The organism is Lentiprolixibacter aurantiacus (genome assembly GCF_026241225.1).
Classification (GTDB): Bacteria; Bacteroidota; Bacteroidia; order Flavobacteriales; family Flavobacteriaceae; genus Lentiprolixibacter; species Lentiprolixibacter aurantiacus.
This window is the reverse complement of record NZ_JAPFQP010000001.1, coordinates 1,435,300-1,456,566: the sequence shown is the minus strand read 5'-3', so window position 1 is coordinate 1,456,566 and position 21,267 is coordinate 1,435,300. Positions and strand designations below refer to the sequence as shown.

General features: G+C 47.0%; 18 protein-coding genes and 1 pseudogene. 13 read left to right on the top strand and 6 right to left on the bottom strand.

Features of this window, described 5'->3' with window-relative positions:
- Positions 1-36: 36 nt before the first annotated feature.
- The 4 genes from OO016_RS06515 to OO016_RS06500 are packed head-to-tail and all read right to left on the bottom strand — an operon-like array spanning position 37 to position 4,460.
- A complete protein-coding gene (locus OO016_RS06515; protein ID WP_266011755.1) occupies positions 37-2,346 on the bottom strand; it encodes a M1 family metallopeptidase in 2,310 nt (769 codons plus the stop codon).
- Between the two features lie 48 nt (positions 2,347-2,394).
- Positions 2,395-2,901, bottom strand: coding sequence for a DUF6702 family protein (locus OO016_RS06510; RefSeq protein WP_266011753.1), 507 nt, complete (start codon positions 2,899-2,901; stop codon positions 2,395-2,397).
- Positions 2,902-2,935: 34 nt separating this feature from the next.
- Entirely contained in the window at positions 2,936-3,721 is a 786-nt protein-coding gene (locus tag OO016_RS06505; RefSeq protein ID WP_266011751.1) for a carboxypeptidase-like regulatory domain-containing protein, read from the bottom strand.
- A complete protein-coding gene (locus OO016_RS06500; protein WP_266011749.1) occupies positions 3,708-4,460 on the bottom strand; it encodes a BamP family beta-assembly machinery protein in 753 nt (250 codons plus the stop codon). The genes OO016_RS06505 and OO016_RS06500 overlap by 14 nt, the downstream gene beginning before the upstream one ends.
- Positions 4,461-4,730: 270 nt before the next feature.
- Here OO016_RS06500 and OO016_RS06495 point away from each other — a divergent pair, with 270 nt between their 5' ends.
- The 13 genes and pseudogenes from OO016_RS06495 (at position 4,731) to OO016_RS06440 (ending at position 19,841) form a co-directional block, all read left to right on the top strand.
- The gene (locus tag OO016_RS06495; RefSeq protein ID WP_266011747.1) at positions 4,731-8,057 is read left to right on the top strand and encodes a beta strand repeat-containing protein; all 3,327 of its coding nucleotides are present in this window, start codon (positions 4,731-4,733) and stop codon (positions 8,055-8,057) included.
- Positions 8,058-8,059: 2 nt separating this feature from the next.
- Positions 8,060-9,205, top strand: a complete 1,146-nt coding sequence (locus OO016_RS06490) for a T9SS type B sorting domain-containing protein (protein ID WP_266011745.1) — start codon at positions 8,060-8,062, stop codon at positions 9,203-9,205.
- A 166-nt stretch (positions 9,206-9,371) separates the two neighbouring features.
- A pseudogene (locus OO016_RS14485) lies at positions 9,372-9,623 on the top strand (phage tail-like protein); the annotation flags it as partial.
- A gap of 148 nt (positions 9,624-9,771) precedes the next feature.
- The gene (locus OO016_RS06485) at positions 9,772-10,059 is read left to right on the top strand and encodes a hypothetical protein (protein WP_266011743.1); all 288 of its coding nucleotides are present in this window, start codon (positions 9,772-9,774) and stop codon (positions 10,057-10,059) included.
- A gap of 15 nt (positions 10,060-10,074) precedes the next feature.
- Positions 10,075-12,765, top strand: a complete 2,691-nt coding sequence (locus OO016_RS06480; RefSeq protein ID WP_266011741.1) for a hypothetical protein — start codon at positions 10,075-10,077, stop codon at positions 12,763-12,765.
- Positions 12,693-13,268: a hypothetical protein gene (locus OO016_RS06475; protein WP_266011739.1), complete on the top strand. Its 576-nt coding sequence runs from the start codon at positions 12,693-12,695 to the stop codon at positions 13,266-13,268. The genes OO016_RS06480 and OO016_RS06475 overlap by 73 nt, the downstream gene beginning before the upstream one ends.
- Positions 13,269-13,276: 8 nt before the next feature.
- Entirely contained in the window at positions 13,277-14,488 is a 1,212-nt protein-coding gene (locus tag OO016_RS06470) for a T9SS type B sorting domain-containing protein (protein WP_266011738.1), read from the top strand.
- Between the two features lie 228 nt (positions 14,489-14,716).
- Complete coding sequence (locus OO016_RS06465; protein WP_266011976.1) at positions 14,717-15,343, top strand: M15 family metallopeptidase; 627 nt, start codon at positions 14,717-14,719, stop codon at positions 15,341-15,343.
- 38 nt (positions 15,344-15,381) lie between these two features.
- Positions 15,382-16,146: a M48 family metalloprotease gene (locus OO016_RS06460; RefSeq protein WP_266011737.1), complete on the top strand. Its 765-nt coding sequence runs from the start codon at positions 15,382-15,384 to the stop codon at positions 16,144-16,146.
- A 115-nt stretch (positions 16,147-16,261) separates the two neighbouring features.
- On the top strand, positions 16,262-16,429 hold the full coding sequence (locus OO016_RS06455) for a DUF6747 family protein (protein WP_266011735.1): 168 nt from the start codon (positions 16,262-16,264) through the stop codon (positions 16,427-16,429).
- Positions 16,430-16,733: 304 nt separating this feature from the next.
- Positions 16,734-18,251: a 2,3-bisphosphoglycerate-independent phosphoglycerate mutase gene (gene gpmI, locus OO016_RS06450; protein WP_266011733.1), complete on the top strand. Its 1,518-nt coding sequence runs from the start codon at positions 16,734-16,736 to the stop codon at positions 18,249-18,251.
- Positions 18,252-18,261: 10 nt separating this feature from the next.
- Positions 18,262-19,077, top strand: coding sequence for a type I methionyl aminopeptidase (gene map, locus OO016_RS06445; protein ID WP_266011731.1), 816 nt, complete (start codon positions 18,262-18,264; stop codon positions 19,075-19,077).
- On the top strand, positions 19,074-19,841 hold the full coding sequence (locus OO016_RS06440) for a class I SAM-dependent methyltransferase (protein WP_266011729.1): 768 nt from the start codon (positions 19,074-19,076) through the stop codon (positions 19,839-19,841). Before map ends, OO016_RS06440 begins: the two co-directional genes overlap by 4 nt.
- Here the strand turns inward: OO016_RS06440 and OO016_RS06435 are convergent.
- Together OO016_RS06435 and OO016_RS06430 are read right to left on the bottom strand one after the other, a co-directional pair.
- Complete coding sequence (locus tag OO016_RS06435; RefSeq protein ID WP_266011975.1) at positions 19,838-20,821, bottom strand: FAD:protein FMN transferase; 984 nt, start codon at positions 20,819-20,821, stop codon at positions 19,838-19,840. The genes OO016_RS06440 and OO016_RS06435 overlap by 4 nt on opposite strands.
- Before the next feature lie 22 nt (positions 20,822-20,843).
- Entirely contained in the window at positions 20,844-21,203 is a 360-nt protein-coding gene (locus OO016_RS06430) for a DUF8840 domain-containing protein (RefSeq protein WP_266011728.1), read from the bottom strand.
- Positions 21,204-21,267: the final 64 nt, after the last annotated feature.

The following is a 21,267-nucleotide window of genomic DNA, read 5'->3' as shown; positions in this document are numbered from 1 at the left end:
TTATGAGGACAGGACCTTTTTTAAAGTGTCAGTAATTTATTTTCCTTTAATGGATTCCTTGAACTTATCGAAATCTGATTGTTGTTCTTCTTTTGGCCATGAGTTATTAGTAACATCAATATCTGCCGTTTCAGCTTTGGGGTCAACAACAATTCCCATCAATTCTTTCTCGGAGGCAATTACGCGCCTGAACTCCTTGTCGTTCTTGCGCCAGATTTCCGGCGGATAGGTAACATTTTCCCGAGTACCGTCTGCATAGGTGTACTCTACGATCAGAGGCATTGGTATTCCGCCGGGCTTATCAAAGGTTACCTCGTAAAAGAACTTTGGCGTTTTAGTATTTTTACGTTCCTCGCTCGTCATGTTATCCATCATGAATTCCTTAAGTGTCTGAGAAGCTTCCAGCGGGTCTTTACCCTTCAGCTCCGGATCAAAATCTTCGCTGTCTTCTTCTGCCAGATATACCAAAGGAGGCAGGTTTGCTTCCGAAATATTCCGGGCGGCCATATATTCCCTCATCTGCTTGCCAGGCTTATCAGAAACATAGTATTTTTTCACACCCTTAACCCCGATATCCACGTAATCTGTGGTGTAGAACCAACTTCTCCAGAACCAGTCCAGGTCAACTGCAGAGGCGTCTTCCATCGTTCTGAAGAAGTCTTCCGGAGTAGGATGCTTGAATTTCCATCGCTGTGCATAGGTCTTGAAAGCGTGGTCAAATAACTCACGGCCCATAACGGTTTCCCTGAGAATATTTAATGCGGTAGCCGGCTTGGCATAGGCATTAGGTCCAAGCTGGAAAACATTTTCCGGATTAGACATGATTGGTGAAATAGTACTTTGGTCCCCGCTCATATAAGGTACTATTTTAGACGGGTCTCCCCTTCTGGAAGGGTATTTTTCATTTGGTGCGATGGATTCTGGAAATGTCTCCCCGAATTCCTGCTCGGCTATGTACTGCATAAAGGTATCGAGACCTTCATCCATCCATCCCCACTGCCGCTCATCAGAGTTTACGATCATGGGGAAGAAGTTGTGTCCTACTTCGTGAATAATCACGCTGATCATCCCGTATTTAACCCTGTCTGTATAGGATCCGTCTTCATTAGGCCTTCCATAATTCCAGCAAATCATGGGATATTCCATGCCCTGGTTTTTGGCATGAACGGAAATAGCCTTGCTGTAGGGATAGTCAAAAGTATGAGCAGAGTATGACTTAAGTGTACTGGCTACCGCTTTGGTAGAGTATTCCTCCCAAAGCGGATTTCCCTCCTTGGGATAAAGCGATACCGCCATTACATCTTTGTTTCCAATTTTGACCGCCTGCATATCCCATATGAACTTTCGCGAAGTTGCGAAGGCATAATCCCGAACGTTTTTGGCGGTGAACTTCCAGGTTTTTGTCTTTTCAGAAAAGCCTTTTTCCAGTTCTTCAACTTCTTCCTGAGTTACTATAAGAACGGGTTTATCATAAGACTTTTTAGCCTGTTCGTAGCGCTTCATCATCTCCCGGCTGAATACTTCCTTGCGGTTCTGAAGTTCTCCGGTGGCATCTAGGATGTGATCTGCAGGAACGGTTATATTAACCTCGTAATCACCAAAAGGAAGGGCAAACTCTCCCCTGCCCCAAAACTGATGATTCTGCCAGCCTTCCACGTCACTGTAGACTGCCATGCGGGGAAAGAACTGGGCAATGACATAAGCCCGGTTCCCGTCTTTTGGAAAATACTCGTACCCGGAACGAGCACGATCTACGGTATGGTCAGGAATATTGTACCACCATTTTATATCAAAAGAAAACTGCTCACCACTTTGCAGTGGCTTTTCGAGGTCTACCCGCATCATCGTTTGATTTATGGTGTATGGAAGCGGCCTGCCATTGCTATTCCTTACGTATTCTATTTTGAAGCCGCCATCAAAGGACTCGCCCATAAATTCACCGGCAAACTGGTCGGGACGATAGACAGGGGAAACACCATTTCCATCACGTAGGGGTGATTTAGAATCCTGAGCCCTCACGTTCTGGTCTAACTGAACCCAGAGAAATTCCAGGGCATCCGGGGAGTTATTGTAATACGTTATGGTTTCTTCCCCGTACAGCCTAGCATTCTTGTCGTCCAGGATAATATCCATTTTATAATCTGCCTGTTGCTGATAGTAATCAGGACCGGGAGCCCCTGAAGCAGATCTGTAGGTATTTGGCGTAGCAAACTCCTCATACATCTGCCTGAATTTGCTCTGGTTATAATGACCTGGTTCCCGTTCATTTTGTTCACTTTGCTGTGCCCAAACAGCACTGGCCGTAAACATCACACACAAGGCAAGAATATACCTGAAATAACGCATAGATTATCAATTTTTAGTGGACGAAAATAGAATTTTATTGAGGAATCCCTATAAGTTTAACATTCCTTTATTACTTTCCTTGTAAAGGACAAAACTCTTCTTTTTTCCCTGTACTTTGAGGTGTACAAGATTCTGTTGTTCCTCGAACATTTCGGTTAGGATTTCGTTCTGGACTTCAAGGGATTTCATACCCGGGCGGTTCACCTGTGTAATCTCCAGGTAGCAGATTATTACATCGTTGTCGTATCTTTTACCAAGGAACTTGTATTTCTGTAATTCCCCATCCAGCTTTATTTGCAATTTGGCCCTGAGATACTTTTCAATATAGCTGTCGGCCACAGAAGATTCACCAGGAGTAGCCAGCGCAGTCTTCACGCCGTAGCGCTCCAATAGCACCGCTTCGAAATCGTCAATAAATATGCGCGTAGTAATCTGGAAAGCATCATCCTTTTCCACATAATTCACGTGGGTTACACTAACATAAAACTTATGCGCCGTAAAACCCAGCAGGGGCATGGTAAGCAAAAAAAGACAGATCAATTTTCTTTTCATCATCTAAACTTCGTCAAATTTCATACCAAAAATCATACTACTCCAAATCATTATTAGCCCGGTATGCGGCACTCTTTATTTTCAGGAATTCCCATATTTTCAATTTGTCCCGGCTATCCACCACAGCATTGAATTCAACATCCACTTCACAGAAATACATAAAATCAGGTATTCGGTTCTCCGGTATTCTCAATTCACTAACATAGAGCGAATCAGGATAAAAAGCCCTGACCCTTTGAGTTCTGGCGTATTTTCTTTCCGTGGCCAGCACTTTCTTTAAATATTTTGTTCGTCCGGTAATAGCATTAATCACCGGGTTTAGGGGCACAAGTCCTGCACCAGTAACAGCTTCAAAAAGTCTTCGTTCGGCCAAGGTCTTTGGTTTCACATATGCATTGGGCAAACCCAGGGTAGAAGCCACATATACCTTCTCTTTTTTTGCATTCTGCATATCACGTGTAAGGTCGCCCGAAAGATTGTAGGGTGTCAGGATCACTTCATCCAGGAGGTTAACACGGTCTTCCATGTATACAACGAGCGACTGGCTTTCCATTATTTCGGCACTTATAACAATGGTCTTTCGTTGCAGCTGTATCGCAGAAAAGACGAGGGAATCCCCGACACTTGCGGTTATTGAAAAATTGCCAAGGGCATTGGTTATGGTGGCATTTTTAGAACTGAAGTTCATAACATGTACATCCGGAATGCCACTGGTGCCCTGAACCACCTTTCCTGTGATTGGTCCCGAAAAGAAATCCTGGGACCAGAGGGATGATGAACAAAATAAAAACAACAATATGGACAGTTGTTTAATCCTCGGCATTCAATACTTCACGATATGTTTTGCTTTGACTGACAAGAAAATCGATGAGTTCAAACTCATTGCTTCGCTGAAGCAGGGACTGGGAAGGTAGTTTATCATCGCAATAGATCAGGAAATCGTCGATCTTATCCTGGGGGAGCTGCAGGTCCGCGACAAAAAACTGGTCGTCATAAATTTGTCGCAGCACCTCGCTTACCTTCAGCGTTCGTCCTTGCGGGGCCGCATCTTTTTTGGACATGAAGAGAGCCTTAAAGATATTGACAAAATTAAGGCCGTCCTGCATTCCCCTAACGGTAGGGTCTTCCGCAATGTTAACCACCTTGGTTGTTGGATCGGTTTCGTATTCATAGCCCTTAAACTCCTCGTTTCTGAGCTCCAGAAAGCGTTTTTGATTTTCAGGACTAACAGTTACCTCATCCAGTTCGGTAACCTTCTCATTCACTTCTATCACGAGCCTGTTATTATCCAGTATTTCCCTGGTAACAGTCAATATCCTGATCTGGTAATTCAAAGAGGTAAAAACCAGCTCATCTCCTTCCTTTACGCTAATAGCAAATTCTCCACGCTCATTGGTAATAGTGGCCATTTCCGTGGTCGTATTAATGACGTTTTCATTGACCACATTGCTGTTCCGGTACAGCACCTTTCCTCTGAGTATTCGTCGGTCTTCATCCTGTGCAAAGCTTTGGTTCGCAAAAAAGCTAAAAATAAAAACCAGTGAAAGAAGGATCCGGCGCATCGGTAGTGTTTAAGCAAGAGACCCTAAAATAAGAACAACTGGGCGTGATAAAAAAATTTAATCCAATTAAACTTATGTTAATTACCCCACTGGAGAAACTGCATCAATATTACAATACGGCATTAAAAGAGGTCAATATGAAGTTGTACAGGGATTTACTCGGTTCCATTCACCTTAAAAATCATGTATTTCGGGGCAGAAAATTCCTATAAGGTCCATATAATGCTATTTTTGTCTTTCGCCTTTTGGTGAAAGTTAAACTGGCCCCTTATGAAAATGAAAGTGTTACTAACCCTGTTGGCCTTATGCCTCGCCCAGCTATCGTTTGGGCAAATAAAAATTGGTGATAATCCCCAGAACCTGGACCCGGGATCCGTTCTGGAACTGGAAAGCACAAACAGGGCCCTGGTAATCACCAGGGTAAATACCCAGCAAATGCTGGCTATCAATGCATTGTTTGGAGCAATTGTCTTCAATACAGACGACGATTGCCTGTTCTTTTTCGACGGTTCTACCTGGAGGAACTTATGCGAGGCTCTGGACCTGACCTTTACAGACAATCCCATTGTCAATCCATATAGAACCATTGTCATAACCCCTTCCCCGGACAATATCAATATTGAAGTAGGTCAGATCAGGGGTTCCAATATTGTAGATTTTAGCATTAGTGCAAATGACATACAAAACAATTCACTGGGAGCTAACAAACTGGCCCCGGATTCCGTGGGCAGTGAAGAACTGCAGGAAAATACAGTTACAGACAGTGAGATAGATTACAATCAGGTAACCCTGCTTGATTTTACTAATGATGCCGGTTTTATAACCAGCACCTCTATAGTTAGCCTCGACCCCGATAACGCCATTACTGCCGGAACGGACAATGGGGCCTATTACGATGATACCCAAATACAGAATGATATAATACAAAACGCCTCTGCTATATCCGCAAATGCTTCAGCTATCACTACCAACACCACTAGCATTGCGGCGAACAGTTCGGATATTGCTGTCCTTCAGACGGATGTGGCTACTAATACAACCGCAATTGCGACAAATACGGGGAATATCGCAGCTAATTCCACCGCAATTAGTACCAACGCCAACAACATCGCTACCAACACTACAGATATTGCTATCAATGCCGGGAATATCGCCACGAATGCTACAAATATTACTTCAAATACAGCTGCAATAGCTACCAACACTACGGATATTACTACCAATGCTGGGAATATAGCCAACAATACAGCTAACATCGCAACCAATACCACGGCTATTGCGAATAATGCAACCGATATAACAAATAATGCCACGGCGATTACCAGCAACAGCACGGAAATTGCAACTAATGCGGGCAACATCGCAACCCTTCAGACTGATGTAACTGCTAACACCGCCGCTGTAGCAACCAATGCTATCGATATAGCGAATAATGCCACGGCAATTACAAACAACACTGCTGATATCGCCACCAATACAGCCAACATCTCAACCCTTCAGACCGATGTAAGTTCGAATACTGCAGCTATTGCAACCAATGCCACTAACATAACAACTAACGCAACAGATATTGCCGCTCATGTTACAGCAGACCTGGATCTGGATCCCACCAATGAATTTAATACGGGATTTACTTTTGATGGCACTTCCATTATAACCATTAGCGATGGAGGTGGCGATCGAACAGTAGACATTAGTAGCGCGGCTTATGATGACACACAACTGCAAAATGATGTGGCGCAGAATACCGCAGATATCGCGGCCAATGCGACCAACATAGCAAATCTTCAGACCGATGTAAGCGTAAATACAGCTGATATTGCAACCTTACAGTCCGATGTAGCTACAAACACTACAAATATCGCTGCCAATAGTGCGGCAATCGCCACAAACACCGCCAATATTGCTACCAATGCGACTAACATAGCAACCAATGCAACGGATATTGCTACCCATGTGGCGGCAGACCTCGATCTGGATCCCACCAATGAACTTAATACAGCATTTACCTTTGATGGTACTTCCATAATTACCCTGAGCGATGGAAGCGGAGATAGAACCGTTGACATCAGTGGTATTGCCTATGATGATACACAACTGCAAAATGATGTAGCTCAGAACACTACAGACATTGCTGCAAATGCAACCAATATAGTCATTAACACTGCCGACATTGCAGCCAACACAACGAATATTGCCAATAACAGTACAGCGATCACTACCAACACTACCGACATTGCTACAAATGTGGGCGACATTGCCACACTGCAAACAGTTGTAGTTACCAATTCAAATGCCATCACTACCAATACCACAGATATAACAAGCAATACCGCTGCCATTGCAACCAATGCGGGGGATATCACAAGTCATATTACAAACGACCTGGACCTGGACCCCACCAATGAACTCAATACAGCATTTACCTTTGACGGTACTTCAATTATTACTCTAAGCGATGGAAGCGGAGATAGAACCGTAGACATCAGTGGCATTGCCTATGACGACACACAACTGCAAAATGATATAGCACAAAACAGCTCTGATATCACCTCCCTGCAGACCAATGTGACAGGTAATACTGCGGCCATTGGAACAAATTCCGCTGATATTCTTGCAAATACCGCTGACATTACAGCCAACAGTACCGCTATTACTGCTAACTCAACAGACATTGCCACAAACACAGGGAATATAGCATCCAATACCGCAAACATTGCAGCTAACAGTTCGGCAATTGCCAGCAACGCTGCAAACGTTGCTACCAACACTACAAACATTACCACCAATTCAACCAACATAGCAACCCTGCAAACGGTTGTAGTTACCAATTCAAATGCTATTACTACCAATATCACGGATATAACTGCCAATAGTGCAGCTATCGTCATCAATGCTGCAGATATAGCTACCAATACTTCAGAAATCTCCAATCATATTACGGCCGACCTGGATATAGATCCCAACAATGAAATCCAAACAGCCAATGAAGTAAACATTACAGATGCCGCCGGTAACTTTGCAGCTACTGAGGTCGAAGGAGCGCTGGCCGAACTGGCAGCGGGCAGTACCGATGACCAGCAGCTCGATGACCCCAATACAACATTCGACTCCGCTACCAGCTTGCTTACCATTGCCCTAGAGGATGGTGGCACTGCAACTGCCGACTTAAGCACCCTGAACAATCCTGGCACAGACGATCAGACAGCCACTGAAGTTAACATCGCCGATACCGCAGGGAACTTTGCCGCTACAGAAGTCGAAGGAGCACTGGCCGAACTGGCAGCGAATACAGGACCTGCCAGTGTATATCACTCCCTTGGCAAAGTAGATGGCACACAAGTAGATGGTTCACTGGGAGGAGTTTTAAGCAATTTAAACATAGGCTCTGTTTCCGGAGCAGGTGGTTTTTATACGATTACATTTGATACTCCTGCCAATGATGGAGATTATATTATCCAGCTAACCCTCTTGAATCCATTAAATGGCTCTATTGCGGTCACCGGACAGAATCCCAATGCCTTCTCAATTCGAATAAATAACCTAGGCGGAGCACCTGTAGACGCCTCCTGGTACTTCACAGTGATTGATTTCTAATAATGCGTCTGCTAATCAACATATTACTCCTTGTCTCTTCTGCATCCCTCTTCAGCCAGACCGCTTTGTATAATTCCGGCAACCTCAGGATACATTCGGAAGGTAATCTTGGTTTTCACACTGACCTTATCAACGATGGAAGCCTGGAGCAAAACACCGGAATGGCTGGCTTTTATGGCAGCAATGCCATCAACATAACCGGGGCGTTCATACCTGAGTTTTTCGACGTAGAGATCTTCAATCAGCAGGGGGTGGATCTCTCTACAATTCTCCTTGTAGAGAATAACGTCAATTTCATTGATGGGGATTTCCGATCGGACAAGGGGCAAAATGCAATTTCTTTCAATTTTGAACAAACAGCATTCTACACTGGTGAAAGTGATGACTCCAAAATAGATGGTTATGCAAACGCAATAGCGGGAGGATCCTTCAGCTTTCCTGTGGGAGATGCTGCTTTTTTAAGACCACTAAGCGTTGACGGAACCTTTCAAAACGTCCAGTTCAAATGCGCTTATTTTTTCGAAGACCCCAATAATTCAACGTATTTCCCGAGTTTTGACACAAGGATAAAGCCCAGGACCATCGAGACCATTTCTGTGCTTGAATTTTGGCGTTTGGAAGGGAGCGAAACTGCCCAGGTAACCCTCAGTTGGAATGCAAGGAGCCGCATTGACGGCATCACTGATGATGTAAACACTGTAGTGGTGATGGGCTGGAGCAAGAGTGCAGGACAATGGCTTCCCCTCGGAAATGAGGTTATTCTGGGCGATTTAAATGCGGGGTTTGTAACCTCATCCCCTTTTGTGCCAGACGATTACGAAATCCTTACCCTGGGGGTTAATGCCGTTCCAACCGAATTGCTTAGCCTGGACAACTACTGGATTAGCCCCAACAACGATGGTATTAATGATGTATTGCTTATCCCGGAACTTGAGCAAAGCCCGAACAACAAAATTCAGATCTTCGACCGCAATGGCATACGCGTCTTTGAACAACTTAATTACACCGACCAGTTTCGCGGATTTGCCAATACCGGCAGCTTTATTATAAACGGTGGTCAGGGCCTGCCAACAGGGATTTATTACTACACTGCAGAGCTTTACGATCTGGGTCTCAGTTATCAGGGATTCCTGTACCTGGAACGATAGGAAAAATATCCAGCTCTACTCGATAAAACGCTGGTTTTTACGATTATCGCAACCCAATTTTCATTTCACAACAGATTAACCCCAGTTCACAACAAATTCGGGCATTTCCTTAGTGTTCGCAGTAATTTTATCGTTGATAAATTGCATTCGCCCAAATCCTATAAATATGAACCTAAGAAGATTGGCAGCAGTTCTCCTGCTTTTCTCCCTTAATATCGCAGTCGGACAGGTAAAGATTGGAGCCAACCCCAATCGTATCGACGCGGCTTCCATAATTGAGCTCGAAAGTACTACCAAAGCATTTGTACTTACCCGTGTTACTACCGCACAAATGCAAAGTATCCAACCCCTTAACGGGGCTTTGGTATACAATACCGAAACACAAAACATCCACTACTACAACGGCACACAGTGGCTATCCCTGGGCAATGGTACCGGAGGAGGCACATTTAACTTCCAGGATAATGGCGACGGCACATTCACTATCAATTATTCCGATGGGAGCAGTTTCACCTCGATTGACTTAACGGGACCTCAGGGACCTAAGGGCGATAAAGGAGATCAGGGTGATTCAGGACCACAAGGGCCTCAAGGTGAGCAAGGACCACAGGGAATACCCGGTCCTGCCGGAGCTGACGGTGCACAAGGACCGCAAGGTGAACAGGGAATTCAGGGGCCAGAAGGACCAGCAGGACCGCAAGGCCAACAGGGAATTCAGGGTCCAGAAGGGCCAGCAGGACCGCAAGGTGAGCAAGGACCACAGGGAGTACCCGGACCTGCCGGAGCTGACGGTGCACAAGGACCCGAGGGACCAATGGGGCCCGAAGGGCCGCAAGGGATACAGGGTGAAATAGGACCACAAGGACCTGTTGGACCTGAAGGACCCGCAGGACCACAAGGGATCCAGGGAGAAATCGGACCGCAAGGGCCACAAGGTGAACAAGGACCGCAAGGACCTCAAGGAATACAGGGCGAGGTTGGGCCACAAGGACCCGAAGGACCAATGGGGCCAGAAGGGCCACAAGGACAGCAAGGTGAACAGGGACCACAAGGAATACCCGGACCAGCCGGAGCTGACGGTGCCCAGGGACCGCAAGGTGAACAAGGACCTCAAGGAATACAGGGTGAAGTCGGACCACAAGGACCTGTTGGACCTGAAGGACCCGCAGGACCACAAGGGATCCAGGGAGAAATCGGACCGCAAGGACCACAAGGTGAACAGGGACCACAGGGAATACCCGGACCCGCCGGAGCTGACGGTGCACAAGGACCCGAGGGACCAATGGGGCCAGCAGGATCTCAAGGAATACAGGGAGAAGTCGGACCACAAGGACCAGTTGGGCCGGAAGGACCCGAGGGACCAATGGGGCCAGCAGGACCGCAAGGAATACAAGGCGAAATCGGGCCGCAAGGTGAGCAAGGACCACAGGGAGTACCCGGTCCTGCTGGAGCTGACGGTGCCCAGGGACCGCAAGGTGAACAAGGACCTCAAGGAATACAGGGTGAAGTCGGACCACAAGGACCAGTTGGACCCGAAGGACCCGAAGGACCAATGGGACCAGAAGGGCCACAAGGACCACAAGGTGAACAGGGACCTCAGGGAATACCTGGACCAGCAGGAGCTGACGGGGCACAAGGACCGCAAGGTGAGCAAGGGCCACAAGGACCGCAAGGTGAACAGGGACCACAAGGAATACCCGGACCAGCCGGAGCTGACGGTGCACAAGGGCCGCAAGGTGAGCAAGGACCGCAGGGAATACAGGGTGAAGTTGGACCACAAGGACCAGTTGGACCGGAAGGACCAGAAGGACCTCAAGGACCAGTTGGACCGCAAGGACCGGAAGGACCGCAAGGTGAACAAGGACCTCAAGGAATACAGGGTGAAGTCGGACCACAAGGACCAGTTGGACCGGAAGGACCCGAAGGACCAATGGGACCAGAAGGGCCACAAGGACCACAAGGTGAACAGGGACCTCAGGGAATACCTGGACCAGCAGGAGCTGACGGGGCACAAGGACCCCAAGGTGAACAAGGACCACAGGGAGTACCCGGTCCTGCTGGAGCTGACGGTGCCCAGGGACCGCAAGGTGAACAAGGACCTCAAGGAATACAGGGTGAAGTCGGACCACAAGGACCAGTTGGACCGGAAGGACCCGAAGGACCTCAAGGACCTCAAGGGATACCAGGACCTGCCGGAGCTGACGGTGCACAAGGGATACAGGGAGAGCAAGGACCACAGGGAGTACCCGGTCCTACCGGAGCTGATGGTGCACAAGGGCCAGAAGGACCTCAAGGGATACCCGGACCTGCCGGAGCAGACGGTGCCCAGGGACCGCAAGGAATCCAGGGTGAAATCGGACCACAAGGACCAGTTGGACCAGAAGGACCCGCAGGACCACAGGGAATACCCGGACCCGCAGGAGCTGACGGTGCCCAGGGACCACAAGGTGAACAAGGACCGCAAGGAATACAGGGCGAAGTTGGGCCACAAGGAATACAGGGTGAAATCGGACCCGAAGGACCGCAAGGACCGGAAGGACCACAGGGAATACCCGGACCCGCAGGAGCTGACGGTGCACAAGGGCCAGAAGGACCAATGGGACCAGCAGGACCGCAAGGAATACAAGGCGAAATCGGGCCGCAAGGTGAGCAAGGACCACAAGGAGTACCCGGTCCTGCTGGAGCTGACGGTGCCCAGGGACCGCAAGGTGAACAAGGACCTCAAGGAATACAGGGTGAAGTCGGACCACAAGGACCAGTTGGACCGGAAGGACCCGAAGGACCAATGGGACCAGAAGGGCCACAAGGACCGCAAGGCGAACAGGGACCTCAAGGGATACCAGGACCTGCCGGAGCAGACGGTGCCCAGGGACCACAAGGTGAACAAGGACCGCAAGGAATACAGGGCGAGATTGGGCCACAAGGACCAGTTGGACCGGAAGGACCCGAAGGATCTCAAGGGATACCAGGACCTGCAGGAGCTGATGGTGCACAAGGACCTGAAGGACCACAGGGAATCCAGGGTGAAGTCGGACCACAAGGACCAGTTGGACCGGAAGGACCGCAAGGCGAACAGGGACCTCAAGGGATACCAGGACCTGCCGGAGCTGACGGTGCCCAGGGACCACAAGGTGAACAAGGACCGCAAGGAATACAGGGCGAAGTTGGGCCACAAGGACCAGTTGGGCCGGAAGGACCTGAAGGCCCACAAGGGATACCAGGACCTGCCGGAGCTGACGGTGCCCAGGGACCACAAGGTGAACAAGGACCGCAAGGAATACAGGGCGAGGTTGGGCCACAAGGACCAGTTGGGCCGGAAGGACCCGAAGGCCCACAAGGAATACCAGGACCTGCCGGAGCAGACGGTGCACAAGGGCCAGAAGGACCAATGGGACCGGAAGGGCCGCAAGGACCACAAGGTGAACAGGGGCCTCAGGGAATACCCGGACCTGCCGGAGCTGACGGTGCACAAGGACCTGAAGGACCAATGGGGCCAGAAGGACCACAAGGACCGCAGGGAATACCCGGACCTGCAGGTGTCGGGGTTCAGAGTACAGTAAATAATGGAGATGGTACTTTCACCATCACCTATACGGATGCCAGCACCTTCACTTCTGCTGATCTTACCGGACCCATGGGGCCAGAGAAAAATCTGGCCACGGACAACCTGACACAGGATGCCGAAACAAGAACATACAATATCAATGGCCAAAACCTGGGACTGACCAATGGAAATGTCGGGATAGGCACAAGCACCCCAAATTCTACATTACAGGTAACAGGTGCAGTATCCCTGCCCATCAGATCGACCAGTTCCAGCACTACTCTGGGCAATAATGATTACACTCTGGTGATGAACGTGGGAAATCTGACAATTACATTGCCCGCAGCAAATAGTTGTACCGGAAGAATCTATATCCTCAAAAACATCAGTGCCAACGATAATTTTACCAGCATCAATTATATCAAAGCAAATGGGAATTTGGATAATAAGATAAAAAAGGAGCGGATCGTCTGGTTACAAAGCGATGGTACTAACTGGCATCAAATTAACAGGGATTAATAAATTATATGCGCAGTACCAGGAATATCATATTATTATTACCAAAGGTTTTCTCCTACCTGTTGAAGAGTAGCCTGCCTGCTTTATTATTACTGGCTGCTGTTTCCCTCACAGCTCAGGAAGCGGTACACAACTTTGGTAATATGCAGGTGCATGATGCGGCTCAGGTTGGTTTCCATATGGATCTTACCAATGATGGCACTTTTGACCAGAACCTGGGTCTTGTAGGTTTTTATAGCGACACCAATCCGCTTACGATTTCAGGTGCCTTTTCTCCTGTTTTCTTCGATACAGAAATTGCTGTAGATAACGGACTGTACCTGGAAACCGCAATCAGCGTAAACAACAATGGAAACCTCATTGTTGGAAATATCATTACATCAAGAAGGGCTACGGATGTATTTTCCAATTTCATGGATTTTTCCTTTTACACGGGCGAAAGCAGTGTTTCCAAAGTAGACGGATATGCCGCAATCACAAACAAGGAGACCTTTGTTTTTCCCGTGGGCGACCAGGATCGACTTAGACCTCTCACCATTGATTCTGATGCGATAAATGCCCAGGTTAAATGCGCCTATTTCCCGGAAAATCCCAACAGTCCCAAGTCAATTGACGGGGTATTCAGCACGGAGCGCAGATCCTCTCAGTACATTTCCGTGAGCGACAAGGAGTTCTGGCGTCTTGAAGGGGATGTACCCTCTCGTGTTACCCTAACCTGGGACGAATACAGCAACATGAGGGCATGGGCAGAATACCTCACAGATATCAAGGTTATGGGCTGGAGCAAATCTGAAAATCAATGGGTAAATCTTGGAAATACAGGAGTTGAAGGAGGAATGGCTAACGGATCCATTACTTCTGATACATTTTTGCCCAACGAATACGAGATCCTGACCCTGGGTGGTAATGACGAAGACCTGCAGACATACGATACCATAGAACTGGACAACTATTATATGACCCCCAATGGTGACGGACAAAACGATGTGCTGGAAATAGAGAACCTGGATCGATCGGCCAATAATTCGATACAGATATTTGATCGTTATGGGGTAATGGTATATTCCAAAGACAATTACCAGAACGATTTTGATGGCAGATCCAATCGCGAACAGGTGATTCAACGTAACTCAGGCCTGGCCTCTGGTATTTATTTCTACGTCATTACCATGCACGATCTGCAGCAGAAACACCAGGGATACCTCTATTTATCCAACTAACCCCTAGTTCCGATTCTTTTCCCATTCGCAATAAATCAATTGGCGAAGAGTTCTTACCTTTGATATACAAGCGAGTTCAGTAAAAAAACATTGCTCGTTTACCGTATTAAATACTACATCATGAATATTCGAAACACCCCAAAGGCCTATCCCATTCTCTTATTTCTGGTATGCTTCTGTGGCTGGATTGCTCAGGCCCAGGAGGTAGAATACACCATTGATGAATTAATGGGTAAAACCGATATTGATCTATACGGAGAAAATATCAACCTTAGGGAGGAAGCCTATGAAGCTTTCATAGCCATGAGTGAAGCAGCAGCAAAAGAGGGTATTAAAATTCAGGTGGTATCCAGCTATCGAAGCTTTGACAGGCAGGCTTCTATTTTTGAAGCAAAGTATGAACGCTACACGGATGTAGACGGGTTGCAGCCACTGCAAGCGATTGACAAGATCATAGAGTATTCTACGATCCCGGGCACCAGCAGGCACCACTGGGGAACTGATGTGGATCTTGTAGACGGCTCCGTCCCTGCGGAGGGAGACGTACTGGTTCCGGAAAAATTTGAAGCGGGTGGTCCCTATGAAAAATTCAAGGCATGGATGGATGAGCATTCGGAGGAATATGGTTTTTACCTGGTTTACACGGATGAACCCAGAAGGCGTGGTTTTAAATATGAACCCTGGCACTACAGCTATGCCCCCCTGTCCAAACCCATGCTGGAAATCTTTAGAAAGAAAAATATCATGCAACTATTGCAAAGAGAAGACTTTCTGGGAGTTGATCATTTTACTACCGGGTTTATTAAAACCTATATCACCGACAATCTTCTGGATATTAATCCCGATCTCCTGTAATTTTTATTAATTTAATCCAGCTTTCTAAAAACAAGAATTTGAGAAGAGGAAGTTGGAAATTACGGATATTCATAGGTTTTGCCATTGTGGTATTTGCCCTGGTTCAGCGCTGCTATAACAGTGAAGAAAACCCTTATACGGGCCGGGTTCAGAATATCAATATGACGGCAGATCAGGAAATTGCCATCGGCCTCCAAAGCGCTCCGGAAATAGCCCAGCAACATGGAGGGCGTTACCCGGACCAAAGACTGCAAACCTTGGTTTCCGCCGTAGGTAACAAACTGGTAAACAACAGTATTGCACGGGAAACTCCATATCAATACGAGTTTCATTTGCTTGCCGATGAGCGCACCATTAACGCTTTTGCCCTGCCTGGCGGTCAGATTTTTATAACCTATGCCCTGTTCTCCAGATTAAATGAAGCACAACTGGCGGGAGTGCTCGGACACGAGATCGGGCATGTTATTGGCAGGCATTCTGCAGAAAGGATTGCCGAAACCAATTTCTGGAAAACGGTCTCCATGGGGGCTTCCGTAGGAGCAGATGCAGGGGGGATTGTAGGCAGCATAGGACAAAATACCCTTCTCAAAAACGGGCGGGGAGATGAACTGGAAAGTGATGATCTGGGAGTATTGCTGATGATACGGTCTGGATATGATCCCTACGAAATGATCCGTGTTATGGAAATTCTGAAGGAGGCTGGGGGGGCCAACCGGGTACCGGAATTCCAGAGCACACACCCAGATCCGGAAAATCGTATTGATGCAATTAAAAGGGCTATTGCGAAATACATCGGGAAATAACGGTATCTTGCCTATAATTTTTCAGGCAGTGATACCGGTTTTTATACATTTGGATCATTCCCAAATTTTTATTTTTCCCTGATTTAGCCCTTATAGCTTTTACAAAGAACACTCTATGGGAGCACTATTACTATTAAAAGGGATTTACCTTAAAGCATTTGATGATTGCAAACCAGATTACCTGGTGGTATTGCTAAAAGCATATTCCGTATTCTGCGCATTCATGTTAATGGTAGTCTTTTATGCTTTCTTCTACCGGATCTTTACCGGTTTCGAATTTTAAAAGGGCGCTTTTACGGGAACACTATAACTATATGAAAAAGGTAACCCTGACTATCTTTCGATGTCAGGGTTTTTTTGATTGATGAATAAACCACACGGTTTAACTAAGAGACGCAAGTTCACCTCCTGTGTTTCATTAATTCGACTATCCTAACATAAGTTTAACAGCATTGCTATCCGGAAGCTTTTGCGGAGCTACTCATCTTCTTTTCCAATCCCTCCTTCAAAAAAGCTGAGCACAATGCTGGTAATCCAGCTCATTTCATACTATTTTTGCGTGTTTATCAACCCGTACCCTTGTTGTTATGGATAAGAAAGTTATACTAATGATTCTTGATGGATGGGGTAAATCTCCCGATCCGAAAGTCAGCGCCATCGAACACGCGAATACGCCTTTTGTAGATAGCCTCTATAAAAAATATCCACATACCACCTTACTTACTGATGGTATGAACGTTGGACTTCCTGAAGGCCAAATGGGAAATAGTGAGGTGGGCCATATGAACCTGGGTGCTGGAAGGATCGTATACCAGGACCTGGCCAAAATTAATCTGGCCGTAACTGAAGATACCCTCAAACAGGAAAAGACACTGGTTGACGCCTTTGAATACGCCAAAAAAGAAAACAAGGCAGTGCATTACCTGGGACTGGTAAGCGATGGCGGGGTGCACAGCCATATCAACCACCTGAAGGGCCTGATTAGCGCCAGTGAATCCTTTGGTCTTGAGAATGTATATATCCACGCCTTTACAGACGGTCGCGACGTAGATCCCAAAAGCGGCAAAGGCTTTCTTGAAGACCTCGTAGCGTTTTGCAAAAACACCAATGCCTCCCTGGCATCTGTGGTGGGCCGTTATTATGCAATGGACCGTGATAAGCGATGGGAACGTGTTAAGAAAGCCTATGACCTCGTGGTTCATGGCAAAGGAAGCAAAGCTACTAATATAGGCGATGCCATGCAGCAAAGCTATGATAATGGCACCACGGATGAGTTCATTGATCCCATTGTACTGTGCGATGAAAGTGGTAATGCCAGAGGCACCATAAAATCGGGTGATGTGGTTATCTTTTTCAATTTCAGGACAGATCGCGGCAGGGAACTTACCGAAGTGCTTAGCCAGCGGGATTATCCGGAATACGACATGAAAAAGCTGTCACTATATTACGTGACTATGACCAACTACGACGATACTTTCCGGAATATCCATGTGGTTTACGATAAAGAAAACATTCAGGACACCCTGGGGGAAATCATTTCGGAGGCGGGTAAAAAACAGATTCGCATCGCTGAAACTGAAAAATACCCTCACGTAACCTTTTTCTTTAACGGAGGAAGGGAAGTACCCTTTGAAGGTGAATCCCGCATTCTTTGTCCCTCTCCCAAAGTGGCTACCTATGACCTAAAACCGGAAATGAGCGCCTTTGAAGTCCGCGATGCCATAGTGCCGGAATTGAAAAAGGGCGAGGCAGATTTTGTATGCCTTAATTTTGCCAATCCGGATATGGTAGGTCACACCGGTGTTATGGAGGCAGCCATAAAAGCGGTGGAAACCGTGGATACCTGTGCGAAAGCTGTAATAACTACCGGCCTGGAACACGGTTACTCGACTCTGGTGATTGCCGATCACGGAAATTGTGATACCATGGTTAATCCGGACGGATCTCCCAATACTGCCCATACCACCAATCCGGTACCGCTCATTGTGGTCGATCCGGATATAAAAACTGTCAAAGCTGGTGTTTTAGGCGATATTGCCCCTACCATCCTCAAAATGATGGGACTTGAGAAACCGGAGGCCATGACCCGTGATTCCCTGATTTAAATCATTAATTATGATTATTCCCAAAACTGCAGAGGAAATTGAACTGATCAGGGAAAGCGCCCTAATTGTATCCAAAACCCTTGGCATGCTGGCTGCTGAAATCAAGCCAGGGGTAGACTGCCTGTACCTGGATCGTCTTGCCGAAACCTTTATTCGCGATCATGGTGCCGAGCCCGGATTTCTGGGCATGTACGGCTTTCCCAACACACTTAATATGAGCCCCAATGCCCAGGTGGTGCATGGGATCCCTTCCAAAGAACCCCTGAAAGATGGAGACATTATTTCTGTAGATTGTGGTGCTCTCAAAAATGGCTTTTACGGGGACCATGCCTACACCTTTGAAGTGGGCGAGGTAGCCGAAGAGACGAAAAAATTGCTGCGTGTTACCAAAGAATCACTGTACATCGGGATACGGGAATTCCGCCTTGGGAACCGGGTTGGTGATGTGGGTTATGCCATACAGAAATACTGTGAAAGCCATGGCTATGGGGTTGTAAGAGAACTCGTAGGTCATGGACTTGGCAAAAAATTGCATGAGGGCCCGGAGATGCCTAACTATGGCAAACGGGGAAGGGGCAAAAAGTTCGTCGAAGGCCTGGTAGTAGCCATTGAACCAATGATCAATATGGGAACCAGGCGGATCAAGCAGTTGCGGGATGGGTGGACTATACTTACAGCAGATGGGCAACCAAGTGCCCATTTTGAACACAACGTAGCCATCATTAACGGCAAACCAGAACTCTTGTCTACCTTTCAATATATCTATGATGCCCTGGGTATCGAAACCGACGAAGAAGACGAATTCCGTCAGATAAAAATAAATTGAAAAAGGCGTTCAAATACCTGCTGAACAAGCTCCCCCGGCCTGTTCTGATCCAATTGAGCTACCTGGCGAGGCCCTTTTTGAGCCTGTGGTTAAAAGGTTCACGCTATACAGATCCGATTGATGGTAAAAAATTCCGGTCCTTTCTGCCCTACGGCTATGAAAATCCGCGCGAAAACGTATTGTCTCCATCCACACTATCCCTGGAGAGGCACCGTTTGTTGTGGCTTTTCCTGAGAGATCGCACCCAATTTTTCAGTGAGCCGGCAAAACTGCTTCACTTTGCCCCGGAGCAGGCCTTTTACAAACGCTTTAAAAGACTTTCGCATCTGGAATATACCACAACAGACCTAGACTCACCTCTGGCCACGGTAAAGGCAGATATATGCGATTTACCATTTGAAGACAACACTTTTGACATCATTCTATGCAATCATGTCCTGGAGCATATTCCGGACGACCAGAAGGCCATGAAGGAACTTTTCCGTGTAATGAAACCCGGGGGATGGGGTGTTTTCCAGGTGCCCCAGGACCTCAGCAGGAAACAGACCTATGAGGATCCCAGTATTACGGACAGGAAAGAAAGGGCCAGGATTTTTGGGCAGTACGACCACGTGCGGATTTACGGATACGATTATTTTGAACGTCTCAGGGAAGTGGGCTTTGAGGTGGAAGAAGTAGATTATACTTCTGAAATCCCGGTAACAGCTGTAGACGAGTACCGCCTGGCTAAAGGGGAGATCATCCCCTTTGTGAGAAAGATCTAGTTTCTGACAATACGCTTTTTAAATCCTTCAGTCACAAATTCCTGAACTTCCTGTGCTTCGTCCAGATAGATGAGATAGGCTTCCAGCTGTTTTTCCCGTTCCAGTATGGCCCTGCTGTCTTCCAAGTCCATTGCCATAAAAGCAGTAGCAAAAGCATCGGCTTCAGCACAAGCAGGGGCAATTACACTTGCACTTAAAACTTTTGAATTCCTTGTGAAGCCGGTTTTGGGATCTATGGTGTGAACATATTTTTCACCCGTGATACTATCAATCCTGAATTTTCTGTAATTGCCCGAAGAGGCCAGGGCCGCGTCCGTCAGTTCCAATGCCACTTTGAGCCTTCTCCCCTCCTCCACCTGGGGATCATCAATCCCCAGCACCCAGGGCTTGTCTTTGATCTTGTTTTCTCCTCTGGCTACAATTTCACCGCCTACCTCAACCAGGTAATTCTCTATTCCGTTGTTGTCCAGCATTAAAGCCAGGCGGTCAATGGCATATCCTTTGGCAATGGCATTGAAATCAAAGCGGATTGCAGGATCTTCTTTTCTCACCCTGCCCTCCTGTGTGAGGCTCACCTTGTCAAAGCCAACGTATTGAAGCAGGCTGTCTACTTTGGCACTATCCAGTTCCATGCCCCTGCCCGGGCCAAAACCCCAGGCATTGACCAGCACGCCAACAGTGGGATCAAAATACCCCTGTGTTTTTTCATGTACCTCTTTCGAAAGTTCAAATACTTCACGAAACATATCATCTACCACAATAGTGGAATCTCCCCGGTTAATCCTGGAAATATCAGATTCAGGCCAGTAGGTACTCATGGATTGATTCACTACCTGGAAGACTGAATCGATTTCTTCCTGAAAATTCAGTGATTCGGAGGATAAATACGTTATGCTGTAAGATGTACCCAGTGCGCCCCCATAATTGAAATTGCGTTCCCAGGGTCCCTTTTCATCGGCGCAGGCACCCATGCTGATCACAGTCAATATGATTGATAAAATCCTAGCTAATCTCGATAAGGCCGGCATATTCAACAGTATAGGCTTCGTTTAAATAAACAGGTAAACGACGATCCTGTGCATTGGCTAATCCCACCCCTGCATAAAAAGTGCGTGCTTCAAACTTAAGGGCGTGCTCCTTCACTTTATTTAGCAGGGCTTCATCATAATTTCTGGGATCCTCTGGAAAAGGCACATTCCGCACCACTATAAAATGCAGCGTCTTATCCTTCAGGCAAACAAATTGGGGATTCTTTTTGGGTTTGCTGTTGATCCCCATAAATTCATAACCCTGGGCTTCCAGTTCCCTTCCTACGATATTCATTGCAAGGTTGTGCAGTTCCTGATCCGTAAGTTCTTTCATAGCTTTTGATAAAAAAACCGATATGCTTCATATCGGTTTTTTTGATTTTATTCTGGTTCCAAAG

Coding starts and splice junctions, on each gene's coding strand:
- OO016_RS06515 (WP_266011755.1), bottom strand. CDS start 2,346: ATGCGTTATTTCAGGTATATTCTTGCCTTGTGTGTGATGTTTACGGCC.
- OO016_RS06510 (WP_266011753.1), bottom strand. CDS start 2,901: ATGATGAAAAGAAAATTGATCTGTCTTTTTTTGCTTACCATGCCCCTG.
- OO016_RS06505 (WP_266011751.1), bottom strand. CDS start 3,721: ATGCCGAGGATTAAACAACTGTCCATATTGTTGTTTTTATTTTGTTCA.
- OO016_RS06500 (WP_266011749.1), bottom strand. CDS start 4,460: ATGCGCCGGATCCTTCTTTCACTGGTTTTTATTTTTAGCTTTTTTGCG.
- OO016_RS06495 (WP_266011747.1), top strand. CDS start 4,731: ATGAAAATGAAAGTGTTACTAACCCTGTTGGCCTTATGCCTCGCCCAG.
- OO016_RS06490 (WP_266011745.1), top strand. CDS start 8,060: ATGCGTCTGCTAATCAACATATTACTCCTTGTCTCTTCTGCATCCCTC.
- OO016_RS06475 (WP_266011739.1), top strand. CDS start 12,693: ATGGGGCCAGAAGGACCACAAGGACCGCAGGGAATACCCGGACCTGCA.
- OO016_RS06470 (WP_266011738.1), top strand. CDS start 13,277: ATGCGCAGTACCAGGAATATCATATTATTATTACCAAAGGTTTTCTCC.
- OO016_RS06465 (WP_266011976.1), top strand. CDS start 14,717: ATGGGTAAAACCGATATTGATCTATACGGAGAAAATATCAACCTTAGG.
- OO016_RS06455 (WP_266011735.1), top strand. CDS start 16,262: ATGGGAGCACTATTACTATTAAAAGGGATTTACCTTAAAGCATTTGAT.
- gpmI (WP_266011733.1), top strand. CDS start 16,734: ATGGATAAGAAAGTTATACTAATGATTCTTGATGGATGGGGTAAATCT.
- map (WP_266011731.1), top strand. CDS start 18,262: ATGATTATTCCCAAAACTGCAGAGGAAATTGAACTGATCAGGGAAAGC.
- OO016_RS06430 (WP_266011728.1), bottom strand. CDS start 21,203: ATGAAAGAACTTACGGATCAGGAACTGCACAACCTTGCAATGAATATC.